We start from the raw sequence: 20,770 nt of genomic DNA on the forward strand, positions 1-20,770 counted from the left end.
ATTCCTTTGGTTTAAACCAATTCGTTTTTACTTTTACAATTCCCTAACTAAAAGACGCATCATGGATCACCGTTGTTACACTTGTCTGGTTAAATCGTTCGATAAATTACTCGAATCGCATCCCTTTCCGGAAGAAACCAAAGAAGCGCACATGAAAGATTTTCTTCGCTTTCTGGGTGCTGAAAACGGGAAAATGCTGCCGGCTGATGTCAGTCGCCGGAACCACCAGAAAATCCGGGAGATGTTGCAAAACGATGATCCCTACCGGGAAATCAAGATTCAGTCGAACAACGGTTTGATGGCTCAATACCATCACTGGAAGGAAAAAGTGCAGCAAAGTGACAATCCTTTCGAAACGGCCCTTCGTCTGGCCATTGGCGGCAACATTATCGATTATGCAGCGAATCCGGAATTTGACGTGGATGAGACTTTTGAAAAAGTCCTGACCAGCGACTTTGCCATTAACCATTCGCAACTGCTTCGTGAAAAACTGGAACAAGCTGACACGGTTCTTTACCTGGGCGACAATGCCGGCGAAATCGTCATGGACAAGCTATTTCTCGAGACCTTGAATCATCCGGGAGTAGTTTACGCTGTGCGCGGAAGACCTGTCATCAACGACGTAACCCTGGAAGATGCGCAAAGCGTCGGCATTGACCAATATGCGAGAGTGATTAGCAACGGAGCAGATGCACCTTCTACTCTGCTACACCTCGTTTCCGACGAGTTTCTGGATGTTTACCGGCAAGCTGATGTTATTATTTCCAAAGGACAAGGCAACCTTGAAGGACTTCTGGGAAACCGCGAAAAATCAATCTTCTATCTGCTCATGGTGAAATGTCCGCTGATTGGCGATAAACTAGGTGTGCAAAAAGGCGATTTCGTTGTCGCACACAACCACCTAATGAGAAACTAATTACCTGACGGGAAAACAAACAACCAGCATTTTACCCCTCAATACCAAACCAACTAACTATGAAAAGATTTACGGCAAACGGACAAAAGTGGCTCAAAATATTCCATCTCTTTTTCGTCGCTCTTTGGATTGGCGGCGCTTTCAGTATTAACCTGAAACAGTTTTTCATTCACCCGGAAACCGGAGACGAGCTTTACGGTATCATGTCAACGATGGATTTCATCGACTGGTATGTGATTGTGGTCGGTGCGAACGGAACCTTGCTGACAGCACTTCTATATTCCATTTTTACCAAATGGGGCTGGTTCAAACATCGCTGGATTACGGTAAAATGGATCATTTTACTGGCGGGAATTTCCTTTGGAACCTATCCACTCGGTCCGTGGCTGTCGGAAATGGCCGAAATCTCCCGAACACAGGGATTGGGAGCTTTTCACAACCACACCTTTCTGCACAACCAAAAAATGCTGATGATTTTCGGAACCATTCAGCTTTGCACAATTCTCTTTGCATCTGTCATTTCGGTACTAAAACCATGGAAGAAGAAGCTTAAGTCCGCCTAAGTTCTCTTTTATTTTAACGTTCGTTAAAACATTTCCAGCAAACGTCGTGTTATTTTTGCGACAGTTTTTAAAAGAACCGGACAAGTTTTATAACTCCGATGAGACGGAACCGATTTAATCTGCTTTTACTAGTCGCTTTTCATCTGGCAGCGTTTACACAACCGTTGCTGGTACCGTCTATTCACTGGTATGTTCACCATCATAAAGCCATTCACACTTCCGGTGATTCATCGGTTCTCAGTCATGAAGATACTTGTCCGATCAACCAGTTCCATTTTGTTCATTACATTGGAACGGATAGTGAGCAAGCGCATGTTGTTTTAGACGGTAAACCAATCGTCAACACTCTGTTACCCGAACAGCGTTTTGCCGAGTTTACTCACTTCTTTTTCCTGCGAGCCCCACCCGCACTTTCACTCCCACACACTGCATAAATTATAGCCTTTAGCTCATTTCCCGGAAGGAAATCCTAATCGGCTAATCCGAAGCCACCTGAATCCTGCGTGTTATTTCGCATAGGATAACTGTGTATGTTATTCATAGTGACTTCGATCAGAAAGGAATATGTTCCGATGGGAACGTATGTCCGAAAAGAACATCAGGTAAAATGAACACATCTAATAAGTTGAAGAAAATGATCAAAAAGATATTCCTCATTTCCATTATTGTTTTATTGTTACCATTTATCGTAACAGCAGCGCCTGCTGACGCGGCCAAAACTTCACTTACAGGAAAGGTGACTGATGCCAAAACAGGCGAATCGTTGCCGGGTGTCAGCATCTACTTCCCCGATTTGATGACCGGAACCGTAACCGACATGAACGGTAACTTTAAAGTCGACAATCTTCCTGCGTCCAAAATGATGGTCCAGGTGCGGTTCATCGGCTACAAGCTCATTGCCGAAAACATCGATTTATCGGAGGTGCATGAGAAAAATTTTGCCATGAATCCTTCGGTAACCGAAATCAATGAGGTGGTGGTAACCGGACTTTCCAAGGCTGCTACCCAAAACCGGACGCCAACTCCCATCGAGATTGTACCCAAAACCAAATTGCTGCAAAATGCGTCTTCGAACATTATCGATGCATTGGCAAAAGAACCGGGTATTTCGCAGGTGACTACCGGTGCCGGAATTTCCAAGCCGGTCATTCGCGGTCTGGGCTTTAACCGCGTTGTTGTCGTGAATGACGGTATCCGCCAGGAAGGTCAGCAATGGGGCGGCGAGCACGGAATCGAGATTGACCAGTATGATGTCAAACGGGCCGAAATTCTGAAAGGTCCCGCGAGTTTGGCTTATGGTTCCGATGCCATGGCCGGCGTCATCAACCTCATATCAGAGCCTCAGATACCTGAAGATCATCTGCAGGGCGGCGTGCTCACCAACTACCAAACCAACAACGGTATGCTTGGCTATTCGCTGAATCTCGGTACCAACAAAAACGGACTGCTTTGGAATCTGCGTTACAGCAATAAACGCGCTCATGATTATAAAAATAAGTACGACGGTTATGTGTACGATTCCCGTTTCAAAGAAGATGCATTGAATGGTGTTATCGGGCTGAACAAAGCCTGGGGATACTCACACCTGATTCTGAGTTACTACCATATGGTTCCCGGCATTGTGGAAGGCGAACGCGACAGCCTGACCGGGAAATTCCTGAAACCGGTGATGGTGAACGGTCAGCCAGGGGAAACACTGGCAACACACTCCGATTTCATGTCGTACAAACGGGGAATGCCTTACCAGCAAATTCACCATTACAAGGCGGTTTGGAAAAACAATTTCGTTACCGGAAAAGGAAACCTGAAAACCATTTTCGGATTTCAGCAAAACAACCGCCAGGAATACGGCGATATTGCCAATCCTGAACAGTACGGTTTGTACCTCAAACTGAATACCCTGAACTACGACCTGCGTTACCTGGTCCCCGAATCCAATTCGATGAACATATCCTTCGGGGTTAACGGCATGTTTCAACACTCGATAAATAAGGGAACGGAGTTTCTTGTTCCGGATTACCATCTATTCGATGCCGGTGTTTTTGTGCTGGCCCGAAAAAGTATCGACCAACTCGATTTGAGTGGTGGCCTGCGTTTCGACCGTCGTTCGGAGCACGGAGAATCGCTCTACCTCAACAATACCGAGGAACCGGTTTCTTTGGGTACTCCGGGTGCCACCGAACGCTTTCCTTCTTTCCATTCCGATTTCAACGGGATTTCGGGAAGTCTGGGAGCCACGTACCAGTTCTCGGAAAATATCTACGGAAAAATGAATATCTCGCGGGGATTCCGTGCGCCCAACATTGCGGAACTCGGCTCAAACGGCGTTCATGAAGGAACGCAGCGATACGAAATCGGTAACCCCGGTTTGAAACCGGAAAACAGCTGGCAATTCGACCTGGCTATGGGGATGAATACCGAACATGTCAATGCTGAGGTAGACCTTTTTAGCAACCGGATTCAAAACTTCATTTTCTCGCGAAAGTTAAACGGCGTTGCTTCGCAGGATTCCATTATTGACGGTGCTCCGGCTTTCAAATACGTATCGGGTGACGCGCACCTGTACGGTGGCGAAGTTCATCTCGATATTCATCCGCATCCGCTCGATTGGTTGCATTTCGAGAACAGCTTTTCCTATGTGCGCGGCGTCCAACTCAACCAACCGGACTCGACGAGGAACCTGCCGCTTATCCCGGCACCACGCTTTCAGTCAACGCTCCGGGCTAATATTCTTCCGAAAGGTAAAACGCTGCGAAATGGTTACATCGAATTTGGCCTGGAACACGATTTTGCCCAAAACAATTTCTTTGCAGCTTATGGCACCGAAACCCGGACTCCGGCATACACCTTGTTACATGCCGGCATCGGAACGGACATCTACTGGAACAACAAGAAACGATTCTCACTTTGGATTCAGGCCAATAACCTGGCAGACGTGGCTTACCAAAGCCACCTGAGCAGGTTAAAATATACCGGGATGAACTATGCTACCGGACGTGAAGGCGTGTACAACATGGGACGAAACTTCAGTTTTAAACTGCAAATTCCCATCGATTCAAAGCTTTGACAATCATTTTCAACGGAAAGCCTGCTGAAAGAAGTGGGCTTTTCTTATACAAATGCTAAAAAACGTTTAAACCTTTTTCGTTATTCTTCATCAAAGCTTTATTCAATCGCCGAACGTTGTATAATAGATATATCATGTTGTGATGTAAAATGCAATGCGGCTTAGTTAGTAGTTAGCAGGCAGCCGTCCCTCCCCGGGATGGCTGCTTTGCTTTTGGTCCACCCGGTTCTGCTTGTCAAACGCCCGTTCACTATTTATTTCGATTCTCAATCAGGAGACACTGCACGCTCCTTTCTGCTATCTGTCAAATAACTAGATACCACTTATAGTACAAGAGGAAGAATAAAGACAGGAGTTAACTCTTTCGAAAATAAAATGAACATATCGAAAAAAATAGATATCTGGACATGGAAAGTATTAATTTTGCTGTAGAAAACTTTAACGATCGATACCATGGCAAAAAAATTTCAGGATGATGCCCTACTGTACCACTCACAGGGCCGGCCAGGAAAAATTGAGGTAATTCCAACCAAACCGTATAGTACCCAGAAAGACCTTTCATTAGCCTACAGTCCGGGAGTTGCTGTTCCTTGTCTGGAAATAGAGAAAAATCCGGAAGATGCGTACAATTACACGGCGAAAGGTAACCTCGTAGCTGTTATCTCCAACGGAACAGCCGTGTTAGGACTGGGAAATATCGGCGCTTTGGCAGGCAAACCCGTCATGGAAGGAAAGGGATTGCTTTTCAAAACCTTTGCCGACATCGACGTATTCGATATTGAGCTGGACACGCAGGACGTCGAGAAATTTATCCAAACCGTCTCCCTGATTGCTCCTACGTTCGGCGGTATCAACCTCGAAGACATCAAAGCACCGGAATGCTTCGAAATTGAGCAGCGATTAAAAGAAACGCTGAATATTCCGGTGATGCACGATGATCAGCACGGTACGGCCATCATCTCTTCGGCTGCATTTCTGAATGCTTTGGAAATAACCGGTAAGAAGATTGAAGAGGTAAAAGTGGTGGTGAACGGAGCCGGCGCTTCGGCAGTGGCCTGTTCCAAACTCTACTTTTCGCTTGGCGTGAAACGCGAAAACCTGGTGATGTGCGACTCGAAAGGAGTCATTCACCGTTCGCGAACGAATTTAACGCCTACCAAGGCGGAATTTGCCACCGACCGCGATGTCCATACACTGGAAGAAGCACTCCGTGGCGCTGACATGTTCCTCGGATTATCGGTCGCCGATTTGTTGACGGAAGAGATGGTTCGTTCAATGAGCGACAACCCGATTGTCTTCGCTCTCGCGAACCCCAATCCCGAAATCTCGTATGAAAAGGCAAAAGCTTCGCGTCCCGATGTCATCTTTGCTACCGGCCGAAGTGATTATCCCAACCAGGTGAACAACGTGCTTGGATTCCCGTACATTTTTAGAGGTGCGTTGGACGTTCGGGCGAAAGCCATTAACGAGGAGATGAAAATCGCTGCAGTAAAAGCGCTTGCAGAATTGGCAAAAGAACCCGTTCCCGAAATTGTTTCCTCTGCTTACAATCAGAATACCATGAGCTTTGGTCGGGAATATCTGATTCCCAAACCGCTCGATCCCCGTTTGATATCGACCATTTCGGTGGCTGTTGCTCAGGCAGCTATCGAATCGGGAGTTGCCCGACATGAAATTGCTGACTGGGATGCTTACCGCGATGAACTGGACCGCCGACTTGGGCACGATAACGCGCTTATCCGGACCATCCGCGACCGGACGAAAAAATCAGGAAAACGGATTGTGTTCGCTGAAGGCGGTAAGCTTAAAATTCTGCAGGCAGCGCAAAATGTGCTTCACGAAGAGATAGCCACCCCGATTCTCCTGGGGAACAAAGAAAAAATTCTCCGGCTTGCCGAGGAAAACAACATTGACATCGAAGGCGCAACTATCGTCGAATTCTTTGGTCACGGTGAAGCCTGCCGTCGGGAAGAATACGCCAAAGTGCTTTTTGAGAAAAGACAGCGCAAAGGACTTACTCTGCAGGAAGCCAACGACCGGATGTATAACCGCGACCATTTTGGTATTATGATGGTGGAAATGGGCGATGCTGATGCCTTTATTTCAGGTTATTCGACTAAATATTCCGATATCATCCGTCCAGCACTGCGCATTATCGGTACCAACAATCCGGGCAGACACATTGCCGGTATGTACATGGTCATGACCAAAAGAGGGCCGATTTTCCTCGCGGATACCACAGTCAACTCGGAGCCAAATGCTGAGACACTGATGGCAACCACCTTGCTGGCCGACAGAGCTATTCGCCGTTTCAACATCGAACCGGTGATTGCCATGCTCTCCTATTCCAACTTTGGTTCGGTCCGAAAAGGAAACCCGGAAACACCGCGCAAAGCGGTAGAAATGTTGCATGAGCAGCATCCCGATGTGATTGTTGACGGTGAGATACAAGCCAACTTTGCCCTGAACAAAAAGATACGGATGGAGAAATTTCCGTTTGCCAAATGGGGCGACAAACATATCAATACGCTGATTTTCCCGAGTCTCAGTTCCGGAAACATCGCGTATAAATTGCTCCAGGAACTTGGCGGTTATGAGATTATTGGCCCGATATTACTGGGAATCGACAAGCCGGTTCACATTATCCCCATCGAAAGTTCGGTTCGTGAAATTGTGAACATGTCAACCATCGCCGCTCTCGATTCCATTTGCATGGAAAAATGTGACGACGAAGATACGAATGAGCCCATCGGCTAGTCAGTCAAAAAAGAAGTTAACAAAAGCCGGAACGAGCAGCGAATTCGTTCCGGCTTTTTATTTTGTTTTTACCCATTACAAATTTCCGGAAACCGGAATTTCATCCCTTCATATGCCTGTATCGAATTTCAGCAATTTGTAACTTTACACATTGAAAATCTGCACATGAGCAGACATTTTGTTGATTCATTCTGATACAAGCTAACGTATGAAAACTGCCATTATCTTTCGATCCAAACACGGAACCACCGAAACCGTTTCCCGCACCATGGCTCAAAAGCTGAGCACCGACGAGGTAACCCTCATCGACCTGAAGAAATACCCGAAACCCAACCTGCAGGATTTTGGACGCATTGTAGTAGGCGGCTCTATCCATGCCGGAGCCGTTCAAAAACAGGTAAAGAATTTCTGCACGGCACACCTCAACGACCTTCAGCAAAAAGAGGTAGGATTGTTCATCTGCTGCATGGACCGCGAGTTGCAGGAAAAAGAGTTTGAGAATGCCTTTCCGGACGAGCTAAAAACTCATGCCAAAGCTACCGGCATTATGGGCGGCGAATTTGTCTTCGAACGGATGAATTTTCTGGAACGGTTTATTGTAAAGAAAATCTCGAAAACCGACCATTCCGTTTCGGATATCAACGAGGAAGCCATCGATGCTTTCGTGAGTCGTTTGCAGGGCTGAATAGAAAACACACCCTAGTCACACCTCGCCGCCAGAATTGGCCTTCTGTTTTCTTTGCCGAAAAAAGAATAACTTTAGGTAAAATGAATCGTATTTGCCTAACCACCTAAACTAACAGAACTTATGAAAAACATTGGCATCGAAATTAAATGGGCTCTTATTTTCGTCATTATCCAACTGTTGTGGATGTTGCTGGAGCGCATGGCCGGCCTTCACGGTGAAAATATCGACAAACACGCCGTATTCACCAACTTTTTTGCGATACCGGCCATCGCCGTGTATGTGATTGCCTTGCTCGACAAACGCAAAAACCATTACGGGGGATTTATGACCTACGGACAGGGATTCATTAGTGGCGTTATCATCACCGTGATTGTCACCATCCTGAGTCCGCTGACGCAATACCTGGTTAGTACGGTGGTTTCACCCGACTATTTTGCGAATGCTATCGAATATGCAGTGAGTAATGGCAAACTAACACAGGAAGCTGCCGAAACCTATTTTAGTCTGAAAAGCTACATCATCCAGGGATTGATTGGTGCTCCCATCATGGGACTCATCACCACAGCTATTGTAGCGCTCTTTACCCGTAAGAATAATAAGCCGGAGGCAGCGGAGGCAGCGTAAAAAGAATAACGCTCAATAAACAAAGCTCCAATATTCTAGGTATTGGAGCTTTTATATTTTGCCCCCGTTACAACATTTTTATCACAAATTAGCAACACTTCAACTTTCGAAGGGTTTCATGCGTTTGCATGTTATCAAACAACCTTGCCGGCGCATTTTAATGGCATTTGTCATCTTTCAGCTTGCCGGATGGTTGTTATTTTGTTAACAGACTTCAAATCGCAAGTAATGAGTAATAACGACAATCTCTCCTTTTCAAGAGAAGAACTTCAGGACGAAATCAAATACCTGCGCCTGCTATCCGACCGCTTCCAAAACATCCAATCTGCCAGCACCGAGGTCATCAACCTCGAAGCCATCCTCAATCTTCCGAAAGGAACCGAGCATTTTTTGAGTGATATCCATGGCGAATACGAAACTTTCAGTCATGCGCTGGCCAACGCATCGGGTGTGGTCCGCAAGAAAATCGACGACGTATTCGGCAAGAATATCCGGGAAAAGGACAAGAAGATACTGGCCACGTTAATTTATTACCCGGAAGAGAAACTGGATTTGGTGCTGAAAGAGGAAGAAAATCCGGAAGAGTGGTTTACGGTTACGCTGCGCCGTCTGGTAGTGGTTGCCCGGGCTGCTGCTTCGAAATACACCCGTTCGAAAGTGCGAAAAGCCATGCCGCCCGATTTCGCTTACATCATCGACGAGCTCTTGAACGAGAGTGGCGAAGACAAAGAAAAATACTTCGAAGGCATTATCAGCACCATCATCCACATCGACCGGGCCGATGCATTTATCATCGCCATCTGCCGGTTCATCCAGCGACTCCTCATCGACCGTCTTCACGTTATCGGCGATATTTTCGACCGGGGACCGTCGCCCGAAAAAGTGATGGACCGTATCCTGAATTATCACTCCATAGACATCCAGTGGGGAAACCATGATATGTTGTGGATGGGAGCCGCATCGGGCAACCGGGCGCTGATTGCCAACATGATCAGGATTTCGCTCCGGTACAACAACATTGATACGCTGGAAGACGCATACGGAATCAACATGATGCCGCTGGCCACACTGGCGCTTCACTCATACGACAATGACCCTTGTGAAAAGTTCATTCCACTGGTTCTCGATAAAGGGAAAGACAGGGACCTGGTGAAGAAGATGCACAAGGCCATTTCCATTATTCAGTTTAAACTGGAAGGGCAAATCATCGAGCGCAACCCACAATTCAACATGCGCGACCGGTTGCTGCTCGATAAAGTCGATTACGAGAAAGGGACCATCAAAATTGGGAATAAAACCTACGAGTTGCTCGACAAGAACTTCCCGACCATTGACCCGAAGAATCCATATCAGCTAAACGAAGAAGAAACAGCGGTAATCGACAAACTGGCCAATAGCATTAAAAATGCCAACCGTTTGCAGAAACACATTGCCTTCCTGTTCTCGCACGGTAGCATGTACCTCACCTTTAACGACAACCTGATGTATCATGGATGTATTCCCATGACGAAAAAAGGTGAATTTCAGTCACTGGAAATTGAAGGAACGGCTTATTCCGGCAAGGCTCTTTGCGACCACTTCGACCGGATGGCCCGTAAGGCATACCAATTCCGCTTTCAACGGAAGTACGAACCCATCAGCGATTATATGTGGTACCTGTGGTGTGGTGCTTCTTCTCCCCTTTTCGGGAAAACGAAAATGGCGACATTCGAGCGTTATTTCCTGGCAGAGAAAGAGACGCATGCCGAAGGAAAGAATTCATACTACTCGCTGGTTTACGATGATGAAGCGTACTGCGATAAAATCCTGAATGAGTTCGGCATCGGCGGCCCCAATTCGCATATCGTCAACGGACATGTGCCGGTGCAGGTGAAGAAAGGCGAAACGCCCATCAAAGCAGGAGGCAAACTTTTCGTTATCGACGGTGGTATGTCGAAACCGTACCAGAAAGTGACCGGGGTTTCGGGCTACACACTCATCTACAACTCGTATGGTTTGGTGCTGGTGGAACACGAACACTTCGATTCGCGGCAAACCGCCATCCTCGAAGAGAAAGACATTATCTCGAAGCGGATTTATATTGAGGCTAGTGCCCAGCGTATGCGAGTAAAAGAGACCGATATCGGTAAAAGCTTGCTGGCGCAAATCGAGGACCTGCATAAACTCCTCGCGGCCTATAAACGCGGTTTAATTAAAGAACGTTTCTGATAAAAATAAAGGAGGCCCGCCAGCCTCCCTATAAAGTGTGAATACACATATCTCAGGGGGCTTTGCCCCCTTTTTTTATTGCCTTGCCTAATTTTGTAGAAGCCCTTCAGGCTTCTATCATTTTTTCGGCCTTTTTACCTGGGGGCGTTGCCCCCAGGTTTGGAATTTCAGACTTTCAGCCTGATACAGATAAGCTGACGTTGAATAAGCAATGAATTTCAATTGCCCATGGCTTTAGCCCAAATTCTTTAAGCCTGAAGGGCTCACATTCCAAAACTTGGGGCAACGCCTACGAGTGTTCGAAACCTTGTAAGAAGTTATCGAAAAACCAGGCTTGGGTCTCCCCCCGCGAAGGTTATCAGCATTTTAGTAATTAATTCATCAAGTTCAATTCGGAAGCGTCTCACTGCAGTTTTGTACCCGAGGTCATTACTTTTCTTATACATCAGAATTAAAATAGCCAGAATCAGGGTTAGGTACAATACAATTTTGATTCCATTGAGCGTTGTCGATACAAAATGAGAAAAGTTTAATTCCTGTTTGATAAAACGAAAGAATACTTCAATATCCCATCTTTTATGATAGATGGCTATTATCTCCTCAATATTCAAATCAAAACAATTAGTCAAAAAGCATATTTCTTCTTTTCCCTGTTTCTCCCTTTGGGTCCTAATTAGTCGGTAAGGGGCACTTAGTTTACTTTGTTGGTTATACAGACGAATAAATTGATCGCTAATAATAACCAGGTTATTACATTTTGGGACTTTAATTTCGGCGGAACTGATGAGCTCATATCTGGCTTTTGGGTTTATTCTGGTGACAAATTGTATCCCCTGCTCACAAAAGTCTGTAAAAATATCCCGTTTGTTCACCCCTCGATCGAAAACAAAGATACCGGATTTATCTGCATGATTGAAAATAGCTAAAGGAATGGTTTTGTTTTCATTATGTTCTTCCTGACTGGTAAATATTTCTGCTCCACAAGGAAAAATATCGGTCATTAATAAGGTATATTTTACCTGTTTCTTCTTATGGTACTGATTGCCGACAATCATTCCTTCTCTAAGCTTATTTGCTGTTTCGGTTACCAGCGTAGAATCAACCCGGACAATTGAGTGACTTTCTGATTCTTCCGGGGTAAAACGTTTTGCAAAGGTGGCATAAACAAATTCATAAATCTTCTTGAAGTACTCAGGATTCATTGTGGCTAGTCTGTCTGAAAGAGAATTGTAGTGCGTTTGACTTTGTTGATCAATATTGAAGAGGAATTTAAACTTTTGGGAGTTATATATATCTTCCAGCTCTCGAAGGCTTATTTTGGTACTTTCAAGGTAACCATACAATAACAGGTAGAACATATTTTTGCCGAACATCTTTTTTACCTGATGATCGACTCCTGTAGCATCGCTCAAATCTTCAAGAAGAGAATCGGGGATCATTTTTAATAGCTCCTCCGCAGTAAGCTTATTTGAAGTGCTTTTGGTCAAGATAAATACCCGTTAATAGTAGTAAAGATAGTTGTAACTCCATTGTTTGCACAACCATTACCACAATAGTAATTACCAATATATCAACATGTTTATGACTAAACTTTAAGTTTTGATATTTGCTTATGATGACATGTTAATAGAATGTTGAAAAACGACGGGGTAATTTAGAATTTTAAAGATTTTCATGTTTCGAACACTCCTAGGCAACGCCCCAAGAGAATGAACCTACTGCAACCCCCAGCCTGAAGGGCTGGCACAAACCTGAAAAGCGAACGAATCTAATATCAACCAGTAAAAACTCTAATCATGGGCCAATCACTCTCACAATTATACATTCATCTTATCTTTGGAACCAAAGGGCGTTATCCGTTCATCTCACCAGAGATAAAGCCCGCACTTGAAGCATATATCACAGGTATCTTTAAAAATCTGAAAAGCCCAACGATGATGGTTTATGCCAATCCTGACCATGTTCACATTCTGTTCCGTCTTTCTAAAAATCATGCACTGTCGAAAATAGTGGAGGGAGTCAAGCAAAGTTCATCTAAGTGGATGAAAGAAAAAGGAGTTGAGAAATTCGCGTGGCAAATCGGGTATGCGGCCTTTTCGGTTAGTAGTTCAAAGTTAGATTCCGTGAAAAGGTACATTCAAAATCAAGAGGAACATCATCGAACAACCAATTTTCAGGAGGAAGTAGAGACGTTTATGAAACATTACCAGGTTTCGGAATATGACGGGGAATATTTTTGGACGTAAACGGTGAAGGGTGGAAGCCCTTCAGGCTTCTGTCTTCGTTGGGGCCTTCTATCTGGGGGCGTTGCCCCCAGCTTTGGAGTTCCAGGCTTTCAGCCTGCTTCGGACGCCAACCGACAATCAGATTCCAGACATCAATATTAAATGAACAACGCGCCAATATCAACCACCGGTGTTTGGCACAATACAATTGAGAAGATGAACACGCCACCAATAAAAGAGCCTGAAAGGCTCGCATTCCAGAACTTGGGGCATCGCCCCAAGAGAACGAACCTACTGCAACCCCCAGCCTGAAGGGCTGGGCCCCGTCTCCCAATCGTACAAAAAACATTAATGAGACAAATGAGTAAAAGAAGACTTGTATCCTCGACAAAAAGAAAGCAAAACATCCCCGTTTCACAGGCCAAAAACTGTCTTCAAAATACTACCTTTAAGGTCAAATACTGATTTAATCGATGAAGTTTACTTCGAAGTTTCATGGCGGCATAAAAGCCCTGGTTGATATTGCTCTGTATGATGAAGGTGAAGGCGTATTACTGAAAGATATTGCTCAAAGAAACTACTTGTCTATACGATTTCTGGATCAGATTGTTGCCTCGCTGAGAAAGAACCAGTTAATCTTCAAGAATAAGGGCTACCGGACGGGATACAGACTGGCCAAAGACCCCAATTCGATTAGTTTGTATGATGTTTACATCGCGTTCGAGGGCAAGTTGGATGTATACCATTGCGTAGACGAAGCAACACCCTGTCCTGTTTCGCCTACCTGTGCAACACATTTTACACTTGAAAATTTAAATAAAGAAGTAACTTTATTACTCCGTAACCAAACCATTGGCGAAGTGTGCCAACTACAGGCTCAGCTGAACCATCAGTCCGATATAAAAGCTACCGGGTTGCTCAACGAGAATTAAACATACACGGTATATCATAAAATTTCCGGTCTTCTGACCGGAACAAAACGTAACCAATAACCAAACTAAAACAACTATGGGACAATCACTGGCCAAACTTTACATCCATCTTACATTTGGAACAAAGGACGGAATTCCTTTTATCAGCCCAACGATCAAACCGAGGCTCGAAGTATTCATTGACCAAATTCTGGAAAAACTGGAAAGCCCTTCCGTTCATATGCATGCCGATCCCGATCACCTGCACATCTTATTTTCGCTGTCGAAGGACCAGCCGTTAGCAACGGTGGTGGAAGCTATAAAGGAACAATCGACCCAATGGATGAAGGAACAGGGAATTGATGCCTTTGCCTGGCAAACGGGATATGCGGCATTCACGGTTAGTAGTTCGAATGTTGATTACCTGAAAAAATATATCCTCAACCAGCAGGAACACCATCAGAAAATCAGTTTCCAGGAAGAGGTGGAAGAATTCATCAGGCAATACCAGGTTGCCGAATACGACGGAAAGTATTTCTGGAACTAATCAATGGAAGCTGATGGGGGCAATGCCCCCATCTTTGGAATTTCAGCACCTCGCCCTGTGTGATTAGTGCCTGAGTTCCTCACCGTTTGTCTTAATTCTTCATTACCTCCCCCTCCGAAACCGGGGTTGTTTTAGGCAATTCGAAAAAAATATCCCATCTTGGGAAACGTTTTTCACGAATTAGTCAATAACAATAACCTTTCTCTAACGAACAGCGATGAATCGACTACAATCTGTCATCGGAGGGATGATTTTCATTTTCGGCCTGACCGGTCAGGCTCAGGCACAGCCGGCATCGAATTATGACCAACACAAGGCGTTCGACCCTACATTTATGAGTGAACCCGGAACGGCTTTTCGCAGTGGCAGCGGCGCTCCCGGTCCTATGTACTGGCAAAACCGCGCCGACTACAACCTGGCCGCCACACTCGACACGACACAACACCAAATTTCCGGAACCTCGGAAATTCACTATACCAACAACAGTCCCGACGCCCTGCCTTACCTCTGGTTGCAGGTAGAGTTGAACCTCTTTAAGGAAGGTTCGCGGGGAAGTTATTCGGGAAATGTACCGACCACGGCCGGTGGCATCGATATTCAATCGGTAGAGGTTACCCAGGATGGGAAGACCTATAAAGCCGACCATGTGATTACCGACACCCGGATGCAGGTTCGTTTGCATCAGCCGGTAAAACCCGATGGCGGCAAAGTAACTGTTACCGTGAAATATTCGTTTCACATGACGACGAACCAGTTCCGACTGGCGATGATGGATTCGAAAAACGGTGCCATTTATGATGTGGCCCAGTGGTATCCGCGCATGTGCGTTTACGACGATGTACGAGGCTGGAATACGCTTCCTTATCAGGGAGCCGGCGAGTTTTACTGTGAGTACGGCGATTTTGATTACAAAGTGACCGTCCCGGCTAACATGATTGTGGCAGGTGCAGGAGTACTGCAAAATCCCGAAGAAGTACTGACGAAGACTGAAATCAAACGACTCGAAAAGGCGCGTCAGAGCAACGAAACTACATACATCATTAAACCGGACGAAGTAGGAAAAGCGGAAACACGCCCTAAACAAGACGGCATGCTGACCTGGCATTTCAAAATGGAAAACAGTCGTGACGTATCGTGGGCTGCCTCGAAAGCTTTTGTGTGGGACGCCGCGAAAGCCAATCTTCCGGAAGGAAAAACCGTTTTGACCATGTCGGTTTACCCGAAAGAGAGCATGGGTAAAAATGCCTGGGACCGTGCTACCGAATACCTGAAGCACAGCATCGAGTCGTTCTCGGCCGATTGGTATCCTTATCCATATCCCACCGCCACAAATGTTGGCGGCCCGGTTGGCGGCATGGAATATCCCGGCATCATTTTCTGCAAGTGGAGTATCAACAAGGCGAACGTGATGTACTTTGTCACCGCGCACGAGATTGGGCACAACTGGTTCCCCATGCTGGTCGGCTCCGATGAACGCCGCTTTGGTTTCATGGACGAAGGACTGAACACCTTCATCGACATATATGCACAAGACAAGTTCAACCAAGGCGAATTCGGCCCGAAACGGGACGGCGAGTATGACCCGGAAGGAAAAAATCCGGCGCGTGATATTGTTCCGTTTATGACGAAAGACGGTACCGAAGCCATCATGAACTTCTCGGATGTGCTGCAATGGAAGAACGGTCACATGGTGAATTACTACAAAACGTCGCTGGGCCTCGTACTTTTGCGCGAATATATACTCGGACACAACCGTTTCGACTATGCCTTCCGAACCTACATCGATCGCTGGGCCTACAAACATCCCAGACCGGAAGACTTCTTCCGAACCATGGACGATGCCGCCGGTGAAGATTTAGGCTGGTTCTGGAACGAGTGGTTCTATCAAACCTGGACGCTGGATCAGGCGGTAACGGCTGTGCACTATGCCAAAGGCAAGCCGGAAGAAGGTGCCCTGATTACGCTGAAGAACAATGACCAAATGGTAATGCCGACGACCGTAAAAGTGGTGGAAAGCAATGGTAAAACCAGTCAGGTGAAACTCCCGGTGGAAATCTGGCAACGAGGCGGCACATACCTGTTCAAATACGCCTCCACCTCTCCTATCGACTCGGTGATTGTTGACCCGGACAAGCAACTTCCGGATGTAAATCCATCCAATAATGTCTGGACGAACGATAACAGACTTTCCGGAAAGTAAATCCGCTATAAAGACATTCTAATTGATATGAAGCCGGTGAAATTCGCCGGCTTCTTTATTTCTACCTAAACTGACATCCGAAGCTGACGTCAATAAACACCTCTGGTAGATAAAGTTATGAACAGAAAACTTTTACTGGTTTGATAACACCCCAATATAGCTTGCCAAAAGCATTCTTCAGGATAAAACACTACTCATCAATCCATTATTACCTCCAACGTTATTCACCATAACCCGCTAATTGCAGGCAAACCGGAATATGCAGCGTTTGTTTGTTCATATCATACCGGAAGCATCATCTAACAGACTGACCTTTTTTTCGTAATTTAAGTACCGGAATAAGAAGGACGGATAGAATAATCCATTTAGGAGCGCTAAACCTGACAGCCCGAATGAAATAGTTTGGAGCTGTTGTTACCAAAGAAGGACGTTTCGTAGCAAGATAAGCTGCAGATATTAACGAAACTTCCTGAACTCTAAATACGACCACCATGGAAAGAAAGAGTTTCATTGTTCGCAAGCCATCACGATGGTTCCCTTCCCGTAGAAATTCGATTATCATCTTCGCCATACTTCCATTGTTATTTAGCCTGATTACCCTTGCCGGATGGGCAACCGGAGTGGATGTGATTACCCGATGGCATCCACACTATATCCCAATGGCTCCTAGCACGGCTATCTCTTTTCTCCTTTTGGTGACGGCTGTTTTTCTCTCGTTCTTCCGCCCTCTCCCTAACTATTTTCGATTGGCCAAAATACCTGTGCTTATCACCGGAATCATTTCGTTGCTGGTACTTATTCATATTATTTCAGGAGGTCATTTCAACATCGAAACTATCATTGTTTCCCATCCGCCTCATTTTCACGGTCTCGAAACAGCCCGCATGTCACCGGCTACCGCACTGTTCTTCCTTTTTATTTCGCTGTCCTTATATTTTTACTTTTCTCATGCCCGTCGATTTCGACAAGCAGCCAGCCTGATGTTAACTTTATGTCTTGGAATCATAGCTCTCTTCGACTTGGGCTATCTACTTGACAATCCCTTGCTATACGGTGAAAAAATTATACCTCCGGCCATTAACACCGTAGGTTCCTTCACCTTTCTGCTAGTTGCCATCTTACTCCGTTTCGGTTTCCATATCTTCCCGGTCAAGCTGTTTACCGGCGACTCTTTGCATGCCCGGTTGTTGCGGGCTTTTCTTCCTCCGGGAATCATCATTTTGCTGCTTACCGGCATACTGGAATCCCGAATGTTCTCGCTATCCGAAACACAGGTCTTTTTCTCTTCACTAATTATCATTGTGGCCATCTTTGTACTCGGATTTGTTATCATGCGTATTTCCGGGCTTATCGGAAAAGAAATTGACCAGTCTTTCAGGTATCGTGCCAAAGCGGAAGCTGAACTGCGCGAGAGTGAAGAACGATTCCGAAAGTCCATCAGCGAAGCTCCCTTTCCGGCGATTATTCACGCAGATGACGGGCGGATACTCTCCCTGAATAAAACGTTCACCGATTTGACCGGCTACACGCTGGACGATCTGTCAACAATGGAAGACTGGATCAGTCATTCTGACGCCAGACTTCAGTCAGAAATCAGAGCCCATGTGGCAAACCTCTACCGGTTGAAAGAACGAATTGACGAGGGGGAATTTCCGGTTCTGACCAAAGACCAAAAAGTTCTCACCTGGGATTTCAGTACTGCTCCGCTAGGAAAACAGCCGAATGGGACCAACCTGCTTATCAGCATGGCCAAAGACACCACCGAACGAAAAGAAGCAGACCGGCTCTTAAAGGAAAAGGATAAGTGGCTCAAAGAGTCGCAACGAATTGGCCGAATCGGCTCTTACAACATCAATTTGAAGGAATGGACATGGACTTCCTCTGAGATTTTCGATGAAATACTTGGCATCAACGGGGATTTCGAGAAAAACATGGACAACTGGCTAAAATTGATTCACCCCGACCACCTGGAAGAAATGGGCGCTTATTTTAACGAGGTAGTTATTGGAAACAGGGAGGCTTTTAACCGGGAATATAAAATAAAACGACACAACACAGGAGAAGAACGCTGGATCTGGAGCCATGGAGAAATCAATTATTCCGATTCCGGTGAACCGGAAACCATGATCGGAACGGTTCAGGACATTACCGAACGAAAGTTCAGTGAATACCAATTCGAAAAGTCGCTTTCGCTGGTGAAAGCAACGCTGGAATCAACAGCCGATGGCATTCTCGTTGTCAGTAGTGATGGTAAAATCGTCGAGTATAATCAGAGGTTTGCCGAGATGTGGAATATTCCGGAACACATATTAGTCAGTCACAGCGATGAAAAAGCCATCAACTATATTCTGGAGCAACTCGAATATCCCCAACAATTTATCGATAAAGTAATGGAACTGTATGCCGAGCCGGAAGCAACTTCGTTTGACACGCTCGGATTTAAAGACGGACGCATTTTCGAACGCTATTCACAACCCTTACGGATGAACCAGCAAAGTGTTGGAAGGGTGTGGAGTTTCCGGGATGTTACCGAACGAAGAGTAATTGAGCAGAACCTGAAAGAGACGCAGTTATTGCTGAAATCAACTATCGAAAGTGCTAAAGACATCATCATTTTGGCGATTGACAAGTCCTACTGCTATTTAAATTTCAACCATACGCACTGGTTGACCATGAAACTGGTTTACGACGTGGAGATTGCTGTAGGAATGAATCTTTGGGACTGCATCCGGTCGGAGGAAGATATTCAGAAGATAAAACCCAATTATGAACGGGCACTTCGGGGCGAATCTCACTCACAAACAGAACACTTCGGCGATGGAGAAGGCGGATTTTATGAAACCTTTTACAATCCCATTATCAACGATAAAAATGAAATCATCGGAGCAACGGCCTTTTCCATCAACATCACCGAAAGGAAGAAAGCGGAAGCCGAACTTATTCAGGCAAAAGAGTTGGCCGAAGAAAACGACCGCCTAAAGACGGCTTTTCTTCATAACATTTCCCACGAAATCCGCACTCCCATGAATTCCATCCTCGGCTTCTCGGACTTGTTATGCGAAGAGGCAATCAGCACGGAGGAAAGACGGAAATATACAAGTCTGATTACACAATCGGGAGAGCACCTTCTTTCCATCATTACCGACATTATCAATATCGCAACCATTGAATCGGGCCAGGTAAAAATCAACCAGCGGGAAGTGAATCTGAAACGGATAACCGACAACCTCATCAGCCAGTTCCAACGGGAAGCGGAACAGAAAAAACTGGAGTTACGGCAAAGTATTCTTTCTGAACCACAAGAATTAATGTTGCTCACCGATGAAGTGAAACTGATTCAAATTCTGAATAACCTTTTGGGCAACGCAGTAAAATTCACTCAACAGGGATTTATCGATTTTGGCTACCGGGTAGCCGGGATGTTTATCGAATTTCATATAAAGGATACCGGAGCCGGAATTCCGGAAGAACTACAAGAAAAGATTTTCGAACGCTTCCAACAGGCCGATAGCAACATCTCGAAAGAATATGGAGGAGCCGGTCTTGGACTCGCTATTTCAAAAGCATACGTAGAACTGTTGGGGGGACAAATATGGCTGCAGTCGGAACCGGGGAAAGGCTCTGTATTTCGCTTTACCATTCCTTATATTCATCCGGACATCGTTGCAGAAGATGAGGCGGGAAATACGGTCTCTGACACTCCAACCGATGTATCAACCATTTTAGTTGTTGAAGACGAAGAGTACAGCTTTTTGTTGCTGAAATCTATGCTACCGGAGTTCCGTCTGGTTCATACGACCCAACTAACAGATGCCCTTCATATTATTCAGGCTAATCCTAATATCAATATGGTTTTCACCGATATTAAACTTGTGGAAGATGGAATCGACCTCATCAAAAAAATAAAAGCTTTTCGTCCCCAAATGCCCCTTATCACCATGACAACATATGGTCAGAAGAAAAGGTGGAATAAAATACGGGGCGTAACATTCAATGAATACATAAAACGCCCTTTCAAGAAAGAGGATATTAAAAGTCGCCTGACAAAATTTATTCAGTAGCTC

At 45.5% G+C, this 20,770-nt stretch carries 14 protein-coding genes; 13 read left to right on the plus strand and 1 reads right to left on the minus strand.

Annotated elements, in window-relative coordinates; all coding sequences use genetic code 11:
* Positions 1-61: 61 nt before the first annotated feature.
* The 8 genes from AC060N_RS12085 to AC060N_RS12120 all read left to right on the plus strand — a co-directional run bounded on the left by AC060N_RS12085 (position 62) and on the right by AC060N_RS12120 (position 10,823).
* Positions 62-916: a damage-control phosphatase ARMT1 family protein gene (locus tag AC060N_RS12085; protein WP_479524022.1), complete on the plus strand. Its 855-nt coding sequence runs from the start codon at positions 62-64 to the stop codon at positions 914-916.
* 59 nt (positions 917-975) lie between these two features.
* Positions 976-1,479: a hypothetical protein gene (locus tag AC060N_RS12090; protein WP_479524023.1), complete on the plus strand. Its 504-nt coding sequence runs from the start codon at positions 976-978 to the stop codon at positions 1,477-1,479.
* Between the two features lie 98 nt (positions 1,480-1,577).
* The gene (locus tag AC060N_RS12095) at positions 1,578-1,913 is read left to right on the plus strand and encodes a hypothetical protein (RefSeq protein WP_479524024.1); all 336 of its coding nucleotides are present in this window, start codon (positions 1,578-1,580) and stop codon (positions 1,911-1,913) included.
* A 200-nt stretch (positions 1,914-2,113) separates the two neighbouring features.
* Positions 2,114-4,546: a TonB-dependent receptor gene (locus tag AC060N_RS12100; RefSeq protein ID WP_479524025.1), complete on the plus strand. Its 2,433-nt coding sequence runs from the start codon at positions 2,114-2,116 to the stop codon at positions 4,544-4,546.
* 453 nt (positions 4,547-4,999) lie between these two features.
* A complete protein-coding gene (locus AC060N_RS12105) occupies positions 5,000-7,303 on the plus strand; it encodes an NADP-dependent malic enzyme (RefSeq protein ID WP_463229378.1) in 2,304 nt (767 codons plus the stop codon).
* 208 nt (positions 7,304-7,511) lie between these two features.
* Complete coding sequence (locus tag AC060N_RS12110) at positions 7,512-7,988, plus strand: flavodoxin domain-containing protein (protein WP_463229376.1); 477 nt, start codon at positions 7,512-7,514, stop codon at positions 7,986-7,988.
* A 123-nt stretch (positions 7,989-8,111) separates the two neighbouring features.
* Positions 8,112-8,615 (plus strand): DUF4199 domain-containing protein, encoded by a 504-nt coding sequence (locus AC060N_RS12115; RefSeq protein ID WP_479524026.1) that lies wholly within the window; start codon positions 8,112-8,114, stop codon positions 8,613-8,615.
* Positions 8,616-8,843: 228 nt separating this feature from the next.
* Complete coding sequence (locus AC060N_RS12120) at positions 8,844-10,823, plus strand: fructose-1,6-bisphosphatase (protein ID WP_479524027.1); 1,980 nt, start codon at positions 8,844-8,846, stop codon at positions 10,821-10,823.
* A gap of 317 nt (positions 10,824-11,140) precedes the next feature.
* On the opposite strand, the gene AC060N_RS12125 is transcribed toward AC060N_RS12120, so the two are convergent.
* Entirely contained in the window at positions 11,141-12,310 is a 1,170-nt protein-coding gene (locus AC060N_RS12125) for an IS4 family transposase (RefSeq protein WP_479524028.1), read from the minus strand.
* 309 nt (positions 12,311-12,619) lie between these two features.
* Here AC060N_RS12125 and tnpA point away from each other — a divergent pair, with 309 nt between their 5' ends.
* The 5 genes from tnpA to AC060N_RS12150 all read left to right on the plus strand — a co-directional run bounded on the left by tnpA (position 12,620) and on the right by AC060N_RS12150 (position 20,767).
* The gene (tnpA, locus tag AC060N_RS12130) at positions 12,620-13,069 is read left to right on the plus strand and encodes an IS200/IS605 family transposase (protein WP_479524029.1); all 450 of its coding nucleotides are present in this window, start codon (positions 12,620-12,622) and stop codon (positions 13,067-13,069) included.
* A gap of 452 nt (positions 13,070-13,521) precedes the next feature.
* On the plus strand, positions 13,522-13,980 hold the full coding sequence (locus AC060N_RS12135) for an RrF2 family transcriptional regulator (RefSeq protein WP_479524030.1): 459 nt from the start codon (positions 13,522-13,524) through the stop codon (positions 13,978-13,980).
* A 76-nt stretch (positions 13,981-14,056) separates the two neighbouring features.
* A complete protein-coding gene (locus AC060N_RS12140; RefSeq protein ID WP_479524031.1) occupies positions 14,057-14,506 on the plus strand; it encodes a transposase in 450 nt (149 codons plus the stop codon).
* A gap of 217 nt (positions 14,507-14,723) precedes the next feature.
* On the plus strand, positions 14,724-16,706 hold the full coding sequence (locus tag AC060N_RS12145) for a M1 family metallopeptidase (RefSeq protein ID WP_479524032.1): 1,983 nt from the start codon (positions 14,724-14,726) through the stop codon (positions 16,704-16,706).
* Between the two features lie 491 nt (positions 16,707-17,197).
* Positions 17,198-20,767 carry a hybrid sensor histidine kinase/response regulator gene (locus AC060N_RS12150; RefSeq protein WP_479524033.1) on the plus strand — a complete coding sequence of 1,190 codons (3,570 nt, stop codon included), beginning with the start codon at positions 17,198-17,200 and terminating at the stop codon, positions 20,765-20,767.
* Positions 20,768-20,770: the final 3 nt, after the last annotated feature.

This window comes from Prolixibacter sp. DSM 2831 (genome assembly GCF_056493735.1).